This window comes from Streptomyces sp. NBC_00193, from assembly GCF_026342735.1.
Lineage (GTDB): Bacteria > Actinomycetota > Actinomycetes > Streptomycetales > Streptomycetaceae > Streptomyces > Streptomyces stoeckheimensis.
Map to the genome: position 1 here is coordinate 3,473,397 of NZ_JAPEMM010000001.1, position 15,006 is coordinate 3,488,402.

Genomic DNA, 15,006 nt, shown 5'->3' on the forward strand with positions numbered 1-15,006 from the left:
CTCTGTGGGCTCACCCTCCGACGGCCGGAGCGGGCTCGCGCGCCGGGAGAGGCCAAACGAGATCAAAAGGCCCGGGAAGGTGTGACCCAGGTCACACGGGAGAGTGAAATAAGCGGGGACCCTCTCCCCGTTTGAACCAGAGTCCCCGCGAACCGGGGAGCCGCTCCCCGTTTCGAGGAGCGAGCAACCCGTCCCGAAGTACGCGTGACCCTGTCAGGGAGTCGTCCATGAAGAGCCCCGCCACCACCGATCCGGCGGCCCTGCCCGTGCCGGGCCCGGAGGCCGACCTCGACCTCACGGCTCCGGCCCCGGGTGTCGCGGGTGCGGGTGCGGGTGGGGGTGGGGGCGCGTGCGCGGCCGTGGGAGCGGCTGCGGGCAAGGTGAAGGCGGCGGTCAAGGCGGTGGGCAAGCGTGCCCGTACCGGCACGGACGCGGTCCCGCGCCCGCGCGCCGACGCCGTCCGCAACCGGGAGCGCATCCTGGCCGCCGCCCGCGACGTGCTCGTGGAGTTCGGCCCCGCCGCCCCCCTCGACGAGATCGCCCGCCGGGCCGGCGTGGGCAACGCCACGCTCTACCGGCACTTCCCCGACCGCCCGGCCCTGATCCACCACGTCGTGCTCTTCGGCCTGGACCGGGTGACCGCTCTGGCCGTCGACTCGCTCGCCGAGGAGCCGGACGCCTTCGCCGCCCTGTGCCGGTTCACGCACGCGGCGGCGGACGAGCGGATCGGCGCCCTGTGCCCCGTGCTCTCCAGCGACTTCGACCACGACCACCCCGAACTGGTCGCCTCCCGCGAGGCCTTGGAAGAGACGATCGAGGCCCTGCTGGCCGCCGGCCGCACCTCGGGGCTGGTGCGCGCGGACATCGGCGTCGGCGACCTGATGATCGCGCTGTCCCAGCTCAGCCGCCCCCTCCCGGGCACCGGCTGCTTCGACGCGAACGTGTTCGTCCACCGTCATCTGCAGCTGTTCCTCGACGGGTTGAGGGCGCCGGCGCGCTCCGAACTGCCCGGCTCGGCGACCACGCTGGCGGACCTGAGGCGGAAAACCATGTGACGCCCCCGGGTCGCGCCCTTTAGCGTCGCAACACCGCCCTAATCATCACTTTTCAGTCATCTCGCACCACGAAGTGGGTACCCCCATGTCAAAAACAGCCGCGAACCCGCAGCTGACCGGCGCCGACCCCAGTCGCTGGAAGGCCCTGGTCTTCATCGCGCTGGCGCAGCTGATGGTCGTCCTCGACGCGACCATCGTGAACATCGCCCTCCCGTCCGCCCAGACCGACCTCGGCATCTCGGACGGCAACCGCCAGTGGGTCATCACCGCGTACGCGCTGGCCTTCGGCGGACTGCTCCTCTTCGGCGGCCGCATCGCCGACAAGTGGGGCCGCAAGAACGCCTTCATCGTCGGCCTCATCGGCTTCGCCCTGGCCTCCGCGCTGGGCGGCGCCGCACAGGGTGAGGCCATGATGCTGGGCGCCCGCGCGCTCCAGGGCGCCTTCGGCGCACTGCTCGCGCCCGCCGCGCTCTCGCTGCTGGCCGTCATGTTCACCGACGCCAAGGAGCGCGCCAAGGCCTTCGGCATCTACGGAGCGATCGCCGGTGGCGGTGGCGCCGTGGGCCTGATCCTCGGCGGCGTCCTCACCGAGTACCTGAACTGGCGCTGGACCTTCTTCGTCAACATCCCGTTCGCGATCGTCGCCGCCGTCGGCGCCTGGATGATCATCCGCGAGCCGGCCGGCGGCCGTAACCGCGCGCCGCTCGACATCCCCGGCGTGGTGCTGTCCACGACCGGTCTCGTCGCCCTCGTCTACGGATTCACCCGCGCCGAGTCGGCCGGCTGGGCCGACGGCCTCACCGTGGGCATGTTCATCGCCTCCGCCGTGCTGCTCGCCGCCTTCGTCTACGTCGAGTCCCGTACGGCCCACCCGCTGCTCCCGCTGCGCGTCCTGCTGGAGCGCAACCGCGGCGGCGTCTACCTCTCGCTGGGCCTCGCCGTCATCTCGATGTTCGGCCTGTTCCTCTTCCTCACCTACTACCTGCAGGTCGTCAAGGGCTTCTCGCCCGTCACGACCGGCTTCGCCTTCCTCCCGATGATCGTGGGCATGATCACCGGTTCCACGCAGATCGGCGCCCGCCTCATGACGCGGGTCCCGCCGCGCCTGCTGATGGGCCCCGGCTTCATGGTCGCCGCCAGCGGCATGCTGCTGCTGACGCAGCTGGAGGTCGGCTCCTCCTACCCGGCGCTGATCCTGCCGGCGCAGCTGCTGCTGGGCCTCGGCATGGGTACGGCGTTCATGCCCGCCATGTCCCTGGCCACGTACGGGGTGAACCCGGCCGACGCCGGTGTCGCCTCCGCGATGGTCAACACCTCGCAGCAGGTGGGCGGCGCGATCGGCACCGCCCTGCTGAACACGATCGCCGCCTCCGCGACGACCGCGTACCTGACCGACCACGCGGCCGAGGCCGCGGCGGGCGGCCCGGCGGCGAAGCTGATCCAGGCCCAGGCCATGGTGGAGGGCTACTCCTCCGCGATCTGGTGGGCGGTCGGCATCCTGGTCGCCAGCTCGCTCATCGCCCTGACCCTCATCACCACGGGCAAGCCGGGTGCGGGCGACCCGGTCGCCGAGGGCGAGGACGCCGACATGAAGATCCCGGTGATCGCCCACTGACCCCGGGTCCACGAGCGGGCGGCCCCCGCTCCGCGGTAAGGGAATGACTGATGACCCCGCGTTGTTCAAATTTGAACGACGCGGGGTTAGTCTGTGTGTGGCGGCCCGCCGTGACGATTCCTGGAGCCCCTGATGCCGACGCCCGAAGCCCTGACCACCCACCGGACCCGGATGCCGGCGCTCTACCTGAGCCACGGAGCCCCGCCCCTCGCGGACGACCCGGTCTGGCCCGGCGAACTGGCCGCCTGGTCCGCGGACCTGCCCCGCCCCCGCGCGATCCTGATGGTCTCCGCCCACTGGGAAGAGGCCCCGCTCGCCCTCGGGGCCACCGAGCAGGTCCCGCTGGTCTACGACTTCTGGGGCTTCCCCGAGCACTACTACCAGGTCCGCTACGACGCCCCGGGCGCCCCCGAGCTGGCCGCGTCGGTCCGCAAACTCCTCAAGGCACCGGGCACCCCCGTCCAGGACATCCCCGACCGCGGCCTGGACCACGGCGCGTACGTCCCGCTGGTGGAGATGTTCCCGGAGGCCGACATACCGGTGCTCCAGATATCCATGCCGACCCTCGACCCGCGCCGCCTGATGGAGATCGGCCGCAAGCTGGCCCCCCTGCGCGACGAGGGCGTCCTCATCGTCGGCAGCGGCTTCTTCACCCACAACCTGGCCGCCCTGCGCCACACCGGCCCCGGCGTCCCGTCGTGGTCCGCCGAGTTCGACGCCTGGGGCCACGAGGCGCTGGCCGCCTCCGACATCGACGCCCTGCTCGACTTCGAAGCCAAGTCCCCGGCCGGCCGCCTGGCCCACCCCCGTACGGAACACTTCGCCCCGCTGTTCGTCACCCTGGGCGCCGCCGAGGCGGACCTCGCCACCGCCTCCACCCCGGTCTCGGGCTTCTGGATGGGCCTCTCGAAGCGGTCCCTGCAATTTGGCTGACCGCGAGCAGCTCTGGTGCCCCAGCGGCTCGGCGTACGCGCCGGAGTCGCTGGTCCTCGCGGTCCGCGACGGCCTCGACGGCCCGCCGGTCTACCTCCCCGCACCCCGCCCGGCGGCCGAAACCCTGGCCGGGCTCGCCGACGGGGTGGAACCGCGCCGCCTGCTCCGCCTGGCCTCCCACTGCGTCCCGCACTGCCTCAACCGCGAGGCCGACACCTGCACCCTGGCCACCCGCCTGACGGCGACCGCGAGCCCCCCGGCCCCCCTCCCGCCCTGCCACCTCCGCCCGGCCTGCAAGTGGTGGACCCAGTCGGGCCCCCCGGCCTGCCACGCCTGCCCGCAGGTCGCTACCCGCCGCCCCGGACCGGACCGGTGATGTCCTCCCCGATGATGAACCCCTTGACGGGCCCGCTCGGGATGGTGGCCGTGGCGCCGTAGCCCACCCGGAGCTCGTCGCCGTAGATGGCCTGGTCGGGATCGGGTGCGGTCACGCGTCACGCTGTCGCTGCCGGGGGAGACGACTTCGACGATCAATTGGACGGCGGAGGCCTTGATGCCGCTCCCGTCCTCGCTGCTGTGTTCCTCCACGTCCTCGGGTGCCACCAGGACATCGGGGATCCAGGCCTTCCGTGCCTGAATGACATGGATGGCCTGGAATGCCGCGAACTCGCTCCGGTCCAGGAACTTGTCCAAGGCGCGGCGAAGACGGTTGGCGATCTGGCCGTGCGAGTAGCGACCCGTGGGTGACACCTCGATGAACCCCTCGATGATCTCGGCGCGGTAGCCCTCGGGGAGTTCCATGGCCTTCCATGCCTGCCACAGGACATCGTCAAGGTCCGTCATGTGCAGCACCTCCTCTGAATCGGGCGTCGCAAGGCGGACGGCACAGCGACTCTCCGATGCTCGGGGAGCAGCCGCCCATGCCGCAGGAATATGCCCTGCGTTCACTCGGACGGGGAGGTCATCGCCGGACGAGGCAACCAGAAGCCGCCGGGGCTCGTCTCCTGGGGTGGGAGTGCAGCCGGGGGCGACGCTGCGACAGGGGCGAAGGCGGCCGTGTCAAGTGTGACGGTGGTCTCATCGCCGCCCCCCTCGGGTGGCCCGCGGGGCCCCCGGAACCGGCCGCAATCCCTGCCCTGACCTGCGGATCTTCAGGCCCGGCGGCATCGCTGATCCACTCGGATCGGGGGATGGCGGGGCAGGATACTGCAAGATCTCGAAAAACAGGGAGCAACGTGGGAATTCTGTCCCGATTCCAGTCGTTGTTTCCTTCGGAAGCGGGCACTCGGGAGAGTGTCCGGGCAGCCGCACCAGTGCAGCCGAACCACCGCACCACCGCGACCGAACTCATCGCAAGGGAGCACGCATGGCAACCCGCGCCGTCGCCCGTCGTCAGTCCACGAGCAGCGCTCGCGCTGTGGGCGGGGAGATCGCAGACCGCGACCTGGTCGGCATGTACCTGGACGAGATCGCACGCACGCCGCTGCTCGACGCGGCCAAGGAAGTCGAGCTCTCGCAGATCATCGAGGCGGGTGTGTACGCCCAGCAGATCCTCGACGGCGCGATAGAGCGCAAGGGCAAGAAGCCCTCCCAGGAGGAGCTCGAACTCCTGGCCGCCGAGGGCGAGCGCGCCAAGGAAGTCTTCATCCGCTCCAACCTCCGCCTGGTCGTCGCCGTGGCCCGCCGCTACCCGCGCAGCGGACTGCCGCTCCTCGACCTCATCCAGGAGGGCAACGCCGGCCTGGTCCGCGCCGTGGAGAAGTTCGACTACGCCAAGGGCTTCAAGTTCTCCACGTACGCCACGTGGTGGATCCGCCAGGCCATCACCCGTTCCATCGCCGACCAGTCCCGCACCATCCGCCTGCCCGTCCACCTGGTGGAGGAGCTCGGCCGGATCCGCCGGGTCCAGCGCGAGTTCAACCGCGAGAACGGCCGCGACCCGGAACACGCGGAGATCGCCGCCGAGCTGGACACCACGGAGAAGCGCGTCGGCGACGTCCTGGACTGGGCGCGCGACCCGGTCAGCCTGAACATGGGCGTGGACGAGGACGGCGACACGCAGTTCGGCGACCTGCTGGAAGACACCTCGGCCATCTCCCCCGAGCAGTCCGTCCTCTCCCTCCTCCGCAGCGAGGAGCTGGAGGACCTGCTGGGCAAGCTGGACCAGCGAACCGCGTCGATCATCAAGATGCGTTACGGCATCGACGACGGTCGAGAGCGTACGCTGACGGAAGTGGGCAAGCAGCACGGCCTGACCCGCGAGCGGATCCGCCAGATCGAGAAGCACGCGCTGCTCGAACTGAAGAAGATGGCCCGCGACACCGGCTTCGACGCGGTGGCCTGACCGGCCCCGAAAAGAAGCCCCCCATACGAGCCCCCGGCGCCTATCCCCCCCAGGCGCCGGGGGCTCCCCTTTGCCTTGCTACAGCCCCTCCGGCGCACATCTCAGCCCCTCCGCCGCACATCTCAGCCCCCCCGGCGTACATCTCAGCCCCTCCGGCGTTTGAGGAGCGGGGTCCGGGGCGGAGCCCCGGGTCTCTTAAGGGGTCCGGGCACAGCCCGGGGAACGGTGGAAGGGCGGGTAGGGGACAGCCCCGCAGGGCCCCGCCTAAGCCCCCGAAGCCTCCGTCAACCGTGCACCCAGCACCCGAGCCGCCTCCACCAGAGCCTCCGGCCCGTGCACGCTGAACGGCACGCCGACCAAGGCCAACCGCGCCACCAGCCACTCGGGCGAGTCCGCGGACTCGAACCGCACCCTAACCCCACCCGGCTCCACCACCCCGGAGCCCGGCTCCACCACCACCCGCTCCCGCAACCACCCCGGCAGGGCATCCGCACGACCGTCACCCGTGACAGTGACCGTGAAGGTGACATCCACCAGGTAGGTCTCCCCACCCCGCAGCCCCCTCCGCACGAACTCCACCGCATCCATCGGCAGCTCCCGCTTCACGAACCGAACCCCCGTCGCGCAAGGCTCGCTCACCCGGTCCACCCGGAAGGTCCGCCAGTCCCCGCGCTCCATGTCGTAGGCCACGAGGTACCACCGGCTCCCGGTGCTGACCAGCCGGTACGGCTCCACCAGCCGCCGCGAGGCCGCCCCGTCCCGGGCCAGGTACGCGAACCGCAGCCGCTCCGGACCCGCCACCGCCGAGGCGATCGCCGTCAGCGTCCGCGGATCCACGCGCGCCCCGTCGCCCCGCGCCACCGCGACCGTCGCCGACTGCAGCGCGCCCACCCGCCGCCGCAGCCGCCCCGGCAGGACCTGCTCCAGCTTCGCGAGGGCCCGTACGGAGGCCTCCTCCACGCCCTCGATCGCGTGCCCGGCCCCCGCCCGCAGCCCCACCGCGATCGCCACGGCCTCCTCGTCGTCCAGGACGAGCGGCGGCATCGCCGCTCCCGCCACCAGCCGGTAGCCGCCCTCCGCGCCCAGCGTGGCCTCCACCGGGTACCCCAGCTCCCGCAGGCGGTCGATGTCCCGCCGGATCGTGCGGGCACTCACCCGCAGCCGCTCGGCCAGCTCGCTCCCGGGCCACTCGCGCGGGGTCTGGAGCAGGGAGAGGAGGGAGAGGAGGCGGGCCGGGGTATCGGTCATGGTTCAAAGGTGCCAGCCAAATAGGACACCAACTGACCTACATGCCGTCTAGGTTTCTCTTCATGAGCACCGAGACGACCCAGTCATCGCCCGAAGGAAAGAACGGGCCCGTACAAGAAGAGCGGACCGACCCTCCCGCAGAGACCACCTCGATCAGCAAGGCCGGCGACGCCGGAGACACGGGCGCACCCGGCGAGTCCGCCGCCCCCGATGTCCCCGCCGACCGCCGTCGCTGGATCGCGCTCGCCATCGTGATGACCGCCGCCTTCATGGACCTGGTCGACGTCACGATCGTCAACATCGCGATACCCCGGATGCGCGAGGACCTCGGCGCCTCCACGAGCGCCATCCAGTGGATCACCGCCGGCTACGCACTCGCCTTCGCCGCCGGCCTGATCACCGGCGGCCGTCTCGGTGACATCTACGGCCGCAAGCGCCTGTTCCTCATCGGCATATCCGGCTTCACCGCGGCTTCGCTGCTCTGCGGCCTCGCCCCGAACCCCGACGTGCTCGTCGCCGCCCGCATCCTCCAGGGCGGCATGGCGGCCATGATGGTCCCGCAGGTGCTCGCGATCATCCACGTCACCTTCCCGCCGCACGAGCGCGGCAAGGTCTTCGGCCTGTTCGGCGCGATCATCGGTCTCGGTGCCGTCTCGGGCCCGATGCTCGGCGCGCTGCTCACCGAGTGGAACATCGCCGGTCTCGAATGGCGCCCGATCTTCCTGATCAACCTGCCCGTCGGCATCGCCGGCGTGATCCTGGGCCGCAAGTTCATCTCCGAGTCCAAGGCCCCCAAGGCGCTGCGCCTGGACCTGGTGGGCGTGGTGCTCGCCACCCTCGCCCTGGTCATGCTGATCTTCCCGCTCACCCACGGCCGCGAGAACGACTGGCCCGTGTGGGGCTTCGTCTGCATGATCGCCTCGCCCGCGGTCTTCGGCGTCTTCATCGCCTACGAGAAGTACAAGATCCAGAAGGACGGCTCCCCGCTCGTCGAGCTGTCCCTCTTCAAGGTCAAGAGCTTCGCGGGCGGCATCGCCGTCCAGCTGACCTTCGGCATCGCGACCGGCATCTTCTTCCTGGTCTGGACGCTCTACATGCAGATGGGCCTCGGCTGGAGCGCCCTGAAGGCCGGCTCCACGGGCATCCCGTTCTCGATCGCCGTCTCGGCCGCCGCGGGCATGTCCGTACAGAAGCTCGTACCGCGCTTCGGCCGCAAGGTGCTCCAGGCCGGCGCGCTGGTCATGGCCGCGGGCGTGCTCCTCTACATCTGGGAGTCGGACCGCTACGGCATGACCATCACCTCCTGGCAGATGGCCGCCCCGCTGATCGTCATGGGCATCGGCATGGGCCTGATCATCGCGCCGCTGACCGACACCGTGCTCTCCGAGGTGCCGCGCGAGCACGCCGGCTCGGCGTCCGGGCTGATCAACACCACCGGCCAGATGGGCAACGCGCTGGGCCTCGGCCTGACCTCCGTCGTCTACTTCGGCTTCATCGAGGACGACCGGGTCTTCGGGCCGCCCTACGTCGACGCGTTCCACAACGCCATGTGGTGGGTCGTGGCCGTCCTGGTCGTGATCTTCTCCGTGATGTTCATGCTGCCGCGCAAGGCCGTCCCCATGGCCGAGCGCGAGGGCGGCACGGAGCACGTGGGCTAGCACCGCGCGCCTGAGCACCTCACTCACGGGCATGTCCGCCTCTGTTGGCGGACATGCCCGTTTGTTTTGTTTTCGGCCGCAAACGGGCGTACTCTACGAGAGAACCCACAGAGTCGGGCATCGAACGGATCTGAAACCACATGTACGCACCGGAGCGCCAGCAGGAGATCCTCCGCCTCGCCCGCGAGGCGGGCCGGGTCGATGTCCTGTCCCTGGCCGACCAGTTCCAGGTCACGGCCGAGACCGTGCGCCGCGACCTCAAGGCCCTGGACCGGGCCGGGCTCGTGCGCCGGGTGCACGGCGGTGCCATACCGGCCGGCCGCCTCGACTTCGAGCCGGACCTCACCGAGCGCGAGGCCACCGCGGCCGACGAGAAGGACCGCATCGCGGCCGCCGCCCTCGCTGAACTCCCCGACGGCGGCAGCATCGTGCTCGACGCGGGCAGTACGGTGGCCCGCCTCGCGGCGGCCATTCCCGTCGACACCGCGCTCACCGTGGTCACCCACGCGCTGCCCGTCGCCGCCCGGCTCGCCGACCACACCGGCATCGACCTCCACCTCGTCGGAGGCCGGGTCCGCCACCGCACCCGCGCCGCGGTCGACGCGTGGGCCCTGCGGGCATACGCCGAGATCCGCGCGGACGTCCTCTTCCTCGCGACGAACGGCTTCACGCCCGAGGGTGGCCTGACCACCCCCGATCTCGCCGAGGCCGCCGTCAAGCGGGCCGCGATGGCGGCAGCCCGCCGCGTCGTCCTCCTCGCCGACTCCGCGAAGGCGGGCCAGGAGCACTTCGCGTGCTTCGGCACCTTCGCCGACGTCGACCTCCTCATCACGGACCAGGGGCTCAGCCCCGCCCACAAGGCGGCGATCGAGGCCGCCGGTACGGAAGTTGTGCTCGTATGATCCTCACCGTCACCCCCAATCCCTCCCTCGACCGGACCTACGAAGTCCCCTCGCTGGACCGCGGTGAGGTACTGCGCGCCACCACCGACCGGGTCGACCCCGGGGGCAAGGGCGTGAACGTCTCCCGCGCGGTGGCCGCCGCGGGCGTCCGTACGACGGCGGTCCTGCCGCTCGGCGGCGCACCGGGCACGATGATCGCCGAACTCCTCGGCGCCCAGGGCGTGGACGTCACGGCGGTCTCCATCGCCGGACAGACCCGCTCCAACATCTCCCTCGCCGAACCGGACGGCACGCTCACCAAGATCAACGCCGCCGGCCCGGCGCTGACCCCCGAGGAATCGGCGCTCCTCCTGGAAACGGTCCGCACCTGCTCGGGCGGCGCCGCCTGGATCGCCTGCTGCGGCAGCCTCCCGCGCGGCCTGAGCCCCGAGTGGTACGCCGACATCGTGACCCGGGCCCACGCCGCGGGCGCCCGCATCGCGCTGGACACCTCGGGCCCGGCACTGCTCGCGGCGCTGCCGGCCCGCCCGGACGTGATCAAGCCCAACGCCTCGGAGCTCGCGGCGGCGGTCGGACGGCCCCTGGCCACCCTCGGCGACGTGCTCAAGGCCGCGGAGGAGCTGCGCTCGCTGGGCGCGGGCGCGGTCCTGGCCTCCCTCGGCGCGGACGGCCAGCTCCTGGTCTCCGAGGAGGGCACCTACTACGGCACGGCGCCCGTCTCCTCGGTCCGCAGCAACGTCGGCGCGGGTGACGCGTCCCTCGCCGGCTTCCTGATCGCGGGGGGTACGGGCCCTGCGGCCCTGGCCTCCGCCCTGGCCCACGGCGCTGCCGCGGTCCAGCTTCCGGGCAGCGCCATGCCGGCCCCTTCCGACCTGCGCCCCGACGCGGTCCACATCACCCAGGACCTGCCCCTGGACCTCCCTCTGTCCGAAATGAGCGACGAGCGATGAGCGAGATGATCACCCCTCAACTGGTCGACCTCGACCTGTCCGCCGAGTCCAAGGAGGGGGCGGCACGTGCCCTCGCCGAACGGATGGTGGCGCTGGGCCGGGTCACCGACCTGGACGGCTTCCTGGCCGACGTGGCGGCGCGCGAGGCCCAGATGCCGACCGGCCTGGAAGGCGGCATAGGCATCCCCCACTGCCGGTCCGCCCACGTCACGACCCCCACCCTGGCCTTCGGCCGCTCCACCTCCGGCATCGACTTCGGCGCCCCGGACGGCCCGGCGGACCTGATCTTCCTGATAGCCGCCCCCGCAGGCGCCGACGACGCCCACCTGTCGATCCTCTCCACCCTGGCCCGCCGCCTGATGCGCCCCGACTTCGTCGCAGCCCTCCGCGCGGCGACCACCCCGGCGGAAGCCGCGGCCCTGGTCGCGGGCGAATCCGAGAACCCGGCCCCGCCGGCCACCAATCCAGCCCCTCCAGCGCCCAATTCAGCCCCTCCGGCGTTTGAGGAGCGGGGGTCCGGGGGCGGAGCCCCCGGTTTCGGGAAGGGGCGGGGTGGGGAAAGCCCCGCAGGGCAGCCGTTCCGAGTGGTGGCCGTCACCTCCTGCCCCACGGGCATCGCCCACACCTACATGGCCGCCGAGGCCCTCACCCAGGCCGCCCAAGCCGAAGGCATAGAGCTCACGGTCGAAACCCAGGGCTCCGCCGGCTTCACCAAGCTCACCCCCGAAACCATCGCCGCCGCCGACGCGGCCGTCTTCGCCCACGACGTCCCGGTCAGGGAAAGGGCCCGCTTCGCCGGCAAGCCCACCGTCGACGTGGGCGTCAAGGCGGGCATCAACCGCCCCGCGGAACTCCTCCAGGAGGCCCGCGACAAGGCCGCCCGAGGCGAGATCTCCACCACCCCGACCCCGGTCGAAGAGGCCGGCGAGCCCCAGGACGGCTACGGCGCGAAGCTCCGCACCTGGCTGATGTCCGGCGTCAGTTACATGGTCCCCTTCGTCGCCGCGGGCGGCCTCCTCATCGCCCTCGCCTTCGCCATCGGCGGATACGAGATCAACACCGCGCCCTCGGTCGCCGACCACTTCGTCTGGACCGAGGCCGCCAGCTGGGCCGCGCTCCTCTTCCAGACCGGCGGCCTCGCCTTCGGCTTCCTCGTCCCGGTCCTCGCCGGCTACATCGCCTACGGCATGGCCGACCGCCCCGGTCTCGTCCCCGGCTTCGTCGGCGGCGCCGTGGCCCTGACCATCAACGCCGGCTTCCTCGGCGGCCTGATCGCCGGCCTCATCGCGGGCGGCACCGTCCTCGCCGTCCAGCGGCTGAAGATCCCCACCGCCCTGCGCGGGATCATGCCGGTGGTGGTCCTGCCGCTCATCGGCTCCGCCGTCACCGCGTTCCTGATGTTCCTGGTCGTCGGCAAGCCCGTCGCCTCGCTCCAACAGGCCCTCACCGACTGGCTGTCGGGCCTCTCCGGAGCCAACGCGATCATCCTCGGCGTCATCCTCGGCCTGATGATGTGCTTCGACCTCGGCGGCCCGCTCAACAAGGTGGCCTACGCCTTCGCCATCGGCGGCCTCGCCACCCCCAACGAGGGCAGCCTCAAGGTCATGGCCGCCGTGATGGCCGCCGGCATGGTGCCGCCGCTGGCGATGGCGCTGGCCACCACGGTCCGCGGCCGGCTCTTCTCCAAGACCGAGCGCGAGAACGGCAAGGCCGCCTGGTTCCTCGGCGCCTCCTTCATCAGCGAGGGCGCCATCCCGTTCGCCGCGGCCGACCCGCTGCGCGTGATCCCGGCCTCCATGGTGGGCGGCGCGGTCACCGGAGCGCTCTCGATGGCCTTCGAGTGCACCCTGCGGGCCCCGCACGGCGGTATCTTCGTGATCCCGCTGATCGGCAACCCGCTGCTCTACCTGATCGCCATCGCCGCCGGTACGGCCACCACCGCCGGCCTGGTCGTCCTCCTCAAGGGGATGCGCAAGCAGGACGAGTCCCCGCGGCAGCAGGCCGGGGCCGCCGAAGCGGCGCCCCTGCCGGACCCGGCGCAGGTCACCACCGCAGCCTGACCGCCGTCCCCGACCCCGTCACCTCACCCGCGCGCGGAGCTCCATGGCTCCGCGCGCGGCCGTTTCGGTCTCGTAGACCTCGCACATGTGCCGCCCGTCCGGGGTCACCGTGTGCTCGACCTCCCACAGGCTGAACTCGCTGCCGTCCAGCAGGACGAAGGAGTGCTCGTACAGGCTGAAGCCGGCGTCCCGCCCGTCCGCCAGGCACTGCCGGGTGCCGAACACCTGAGTGATCTGGTGCGCGTAGGCCGAGCGCAGGAGCAGGGCCACCCGCTCGCCCGGCCGGTCCGGGTTCTCCGCACGGCGCAGCACCCGGCGGGCGTGGTCCGCGGACTCCTCCACCGCGTACTCGCGGTGCCGCTGGGCCGGGGTCGGATTGGTGAACAGCGAGCTCAGCACGGCGATGTCGCTCTCCGGCTCCTCCTCGACCGTCACCTCCACGAGCTCCCGCGCCACCTGCGAGGGGACCTCGCCGAAGAGCCGGGCCGCCGCGAGGCAGGTCTCCGCCTTGCTCGCGAAGACCTCGTACCGTATCGAGAGGTCGGAGTCCTGACGGTGCGCCAGCTCCCACAGGACCACGGAGTCGCCGTCGGACAGCAGGTAGGCGTGCCGGTGTATCTCCCGCCACGGTCCCGCCGCCGGGCTGCGCCGGGTGGTGTGGAGCGAGGACCTGTGGGCGAGCGCGGTGCCCAGCCGCTCGACCAATTCGTCAGGCAGGTCGAAGGAGTTGAGGGCGCGGCCCAGGAGTCGCTCGAGGTGCGCCTCGGTTGTCTCGTGCGGATCGCTCAAGGTGGGTCTCCAGGCCGTCGCAGCTCGTCACTTCGCGGAAGCTCAACGTAGCCCCTGGGTCTGACATCACGTCCGGGGTTCGGTAAAACGTCCGGGAAGCGTCAGGGGTTCCAGCCACCCCTTCAGGTCAACCTCCATGTCGATGAGCATGGTTGGGCCGGATACCGGGCACAAGGGCGGGAGCATGACCGTATGGCAACAAATACCGTGGGCGTCCCCCGCCAGCAGGGCCGCCCCCAGAACCGCAAGGACGCAGAACCGATCGCAGCTTCCCGCGCGCTGGCCTGGGTACTGCTGATCACCGGGGCCGCCGGAGTGCTGGCCGCCTGGATCATCACCCTGGACAAGTTCCTGCTGCTGGAGAACCCGGACTTCAAGCCCGCGTGCAGTCTCAATCCGGTGGTCTCCTGCGGCAGCGTGATGAAGAGCGAGCAGGCGGCGGCCTTCGGCTTCCCGAACCCGATGCTGGGACTGGTCGCCTACGGGGCGGTCGTGTGCGTCGGCGCCGGCCTGCTGGCCGGGGCCCGCCACCGCGGCTGGTTCTGGCTCGGTCTCGACGCCGGAATGCTCTTCGGCGTCGGATTCTGCTCCTGGCTCATGGTCCAGTCGCTCTACGAGATCAACGCGCTCTGCCTGTGGTGCTGCCTGACCTGGGCGGCCACCCTGGTGATGTTCTGGGCGGTCACCGCGCACACCGTCCGGACGGGGATCCTCCCCGCGCCCGCGCCCGTACGGAACTTCTTCGCCGAATTCGGCTGGGCCCCGCCCGTCCTGCACACCGGCGTGATCGGGATGCTCATCCTGACCCGGTGGTGGGACTTCTGGACCGGCTGAGGCCGCCGGACGACATGCGAGGGCCCCGGCAGCTGGACGCTGCCGGGGCCCTCGTCACTTCACGACTTCACACCGCAACTTCGAACGCGTCGCTCCACGGGCGCCGAATGCCCGGACCGTAGATCGGGAGCGGAGATCAGCTGTTGGCGGAGAGGTTGCCCGAGAGGACCGGGATGTTGTCCAGGATGTGCGAGAGCGGCTCGTCGCCCTTCGCCTGGGTGGAGTTCTCGGTGCACTGCTGGTTCTGCGGGTTGGACAGGACGTTGATGTCCTGGACACCGATGTTGAGCAGCGCGACCAGCGACTGGGCGTTGACCTTGGCCGGCAGACCGATGCAGGGCTTGTTCAGGGTGCCCTGGACGACGCCGAGCTGCGGGCTCATGTCACCGTGGGTCTTCTGGTTGCCGTACGCCTGCACGGCACCGTTCCCGTTGACGGTGTTGATCCCGTTGTCGTTGCCGATCGCCATGGCGGGGGCGGCAGCAGCAGCGCCCGCGCCGACGGCGGCGGCGGTGACCGCGGCAGCAGTCATGATCTTCTTGAGCATCTTGATCCTTTTGTCGCACGAGTGCCCGCTAGTGGAGCGCCCTGATCAACTGCCCCGCGGGAGGGTTGGTT

The 15,006-nt window shown here is 71.1% G+C and carries 14 protein-coding genes and 1 pseudogene; 10 read left to right on the top strand and 5 right to left on the bottom strand.

Translation table 11 applies throughout. The features are described from left to right. The first annotated feature begins 227 nt into the window (after window positions 1–227). From OG898_RS15480 to OG898_RS15495, 4 genes are all read left to right on the top strand, one after another. A complete protein-coding gene (locus tag OG898_RS15480; protein WP_266957470.1) occupies window positions 228–1,055 on the top strand; it encodes a TetR/AcrR family transcriptional regulator in 828 nt (275 codons plus the stop codon). 85 nt (window positions 1,056–1,140) lie between these two features. Then, window positions 1,141–2,670 (top strand): MFS transporter, encoded by a 1,530-nt coding sequence (locus OG898_RS15485; protein WP_250737669.1) that lies wholly within the window; start codon window positions 1,141–1,143, stop codon window positions 2,668–2,670. Between the two features lie 132 nt (window positions 2,671–2,802). Then, window positions 2,803–3,603 (top strand): dioxygenase, encoded by an 801-nt coding sequence (locus tag OG898_RS15490; RefSeq protein WP_250737666.1) that lies wholly within the window; start codon window positions 2,803–2,805, stop codon window positions 3,601–3,603. Further along, a complete protein-coding gene (locus OG898_RS15495) occupies window positions 3,596–3,979 on the top strand; it encodes a hypothetical protein (RefSeq protein WP_250737826.1) in 384 nt (127 codons plus the stop codon). Before OG898_RS15490 ends, OG898_RS15495 begins: the two co-directional genes overlap by 8 nt. Here OG898_RS15495 and OG898_RS15500 read toward each other — a convergent pair. Both OG898_RS15500 and OG898_RS15505 read right to left on the bottom strand, forming a co-directional pair. After that, entirely contained in the window at window positions 3,951–4,094 is a 144-nt protein-coding gene (locus OG898_RS15500; RefSeq protein WP_250737824.1) for a hypothetical protein, read from the bottom strand. The genes OG898_RS15495 and OG898_RS15500 overlap by 29 nt on opposite strands. A gap of 55 nt (window positions 4,095–4,149) precedes the next feature. Next, window positions 4,150–4,446 (bottom strand): annotated as a pseudogene (locus OG898_RS15505) (Uma2 family endonuclease); the annotation flags it as partial. Between the two features lie 523 nt (window positions 4,447–4,969). On the opposite strand from OG898_RS15505, the gene OG898_RS15510 reads away from it, so the two are divergent. After that, entirely contained in the window at window positions 4,970–5,947 is a 978-nt protein-coding gene (locus OG898_RS15510) for an RNA polymerase sigma factor RpoD/SigA (protein ID WP_250737663.1), read from the top strand. Window positions 5,948–6,211: 264 nt separating this feature from the next. Here the strand turns inward: OG898_RS15510 and OG898_RS15515 are convergent, their stop codons facing one another. Then, complete coding sequence (locus tag OG898_RS15515; protein ID WP_266957473.1) at window positions 6,212–7,195, bottom strand: YafY family protein; 984 nt, start codon at window positions 7,193–7,195, stop codon at window positions 6,212–6,214. 62 nt (window positions 7,196–7,257) lie between these two features. On the opposite strand from OG898_RS15515, the gene OG898_RS15520 reads away from it, so the two are divergent. The 4 genes from OG898_RS15520 (at window position 7,258) to OG898_RS15535 (ending at window position 12,765) form a co-directional block, all read left to right on the top strand. After that, window positions 7,258–8,853, top strand: a complete 1,596-nt coding sequence (locus OG898_RS15520; protein WP_250737656.1) for an MFS transporter — start codon at window positions 7,258–7,260, stop codon at window positions 8,851–8,853. Window positions 8,854–8,993: 140 nt separating this feature from the next. Further along, window positions 8,994–9,755 (top strand): DeoR/GlpR family DNA-binding transcription regulator, encoded by a 762-nt coding sequence (locus OG898_RS15525; protein ID WP_250737653.1) that lies wholly within the window; start codon window positions 8,994–8,996, stop codon window positions 9,753–9,755. After that, window positions 9,752–10,705, top strand: coding sequence for a 1-phosphofructokinase (gene pfkB / locus OG898_RS15530; protein WP_250737650.1), 954 nt, complete (start codon window positions 9,752–9,754; stop codon window positions 10,703–10,705). The genes OG898_RS15525 and pfkB overlap by 4 nt, the downstream gene beginning before the upstream one ends. Further along, window positions 10,702–12,765 (top strand): fructose-specific PTS transporter subunit EIIC, encoded by a 2,064-nt coding sequence (locus tag OG898_RS15535; protein WP_266957476.1) that lies wholly within the window; start codon window positions 10,702–10,704, stop codon window positions 12,763–12,765. The genes pfkB and OG898_RS15535 overlap by 4 nt, the downstream gene beginning before the upstream one ends. Window positions 12,766–12,783: 18 nt before the next feature. Here the strand turns inward: OG898_RS15535 and OG898_RS15540 are convergent, their stop codons facing one another. Continuing rightward, window positions 12,784–13,554: a DUF6227 family protein gene (locus OG898_RS15540; RefSeq protein ID WP_250737637.1), complete on the bottom strand. Its 771-nt coding sequence runs from the start codon at window positions 13,552–13,554 to the stop codon at window positions 12,784–12,786. Between the two features lie 192 nt (window positions 13,555–13,746). On the opposite strand from OG898_RS15540, the gene OG898_RS15545 reads away from it, so the two are divergent. Then, on the top strand, window positions 13,747–14,388 hold the full coding sequence (locus OG898_RS15545; RefSeq protein WP_250737636.1) for a vitamin K epoxide reductase family protein: 642 nt from the start codon (window positions 13,747–13,749) through the stop codon (window positions 14,386–14,388). A gap of 136 nt (window positions 14,389–14,524) precedes the next feature. Here OG898_RS15545 and OG898_RS15550 read toward each other — a convergent pair whose 3' ends face one another. Further along, a complete protein-coding gene (locus OG898_RS15550; RefSeq protein WP_250737635.1) occupies window positions 14,525–14,935 on the bottom strand; it encodes a rodlin in 411 nt (136 codons plus the stop codon). Window positions 14,936–15,006 lie beyond the last annotated feature (71 nt).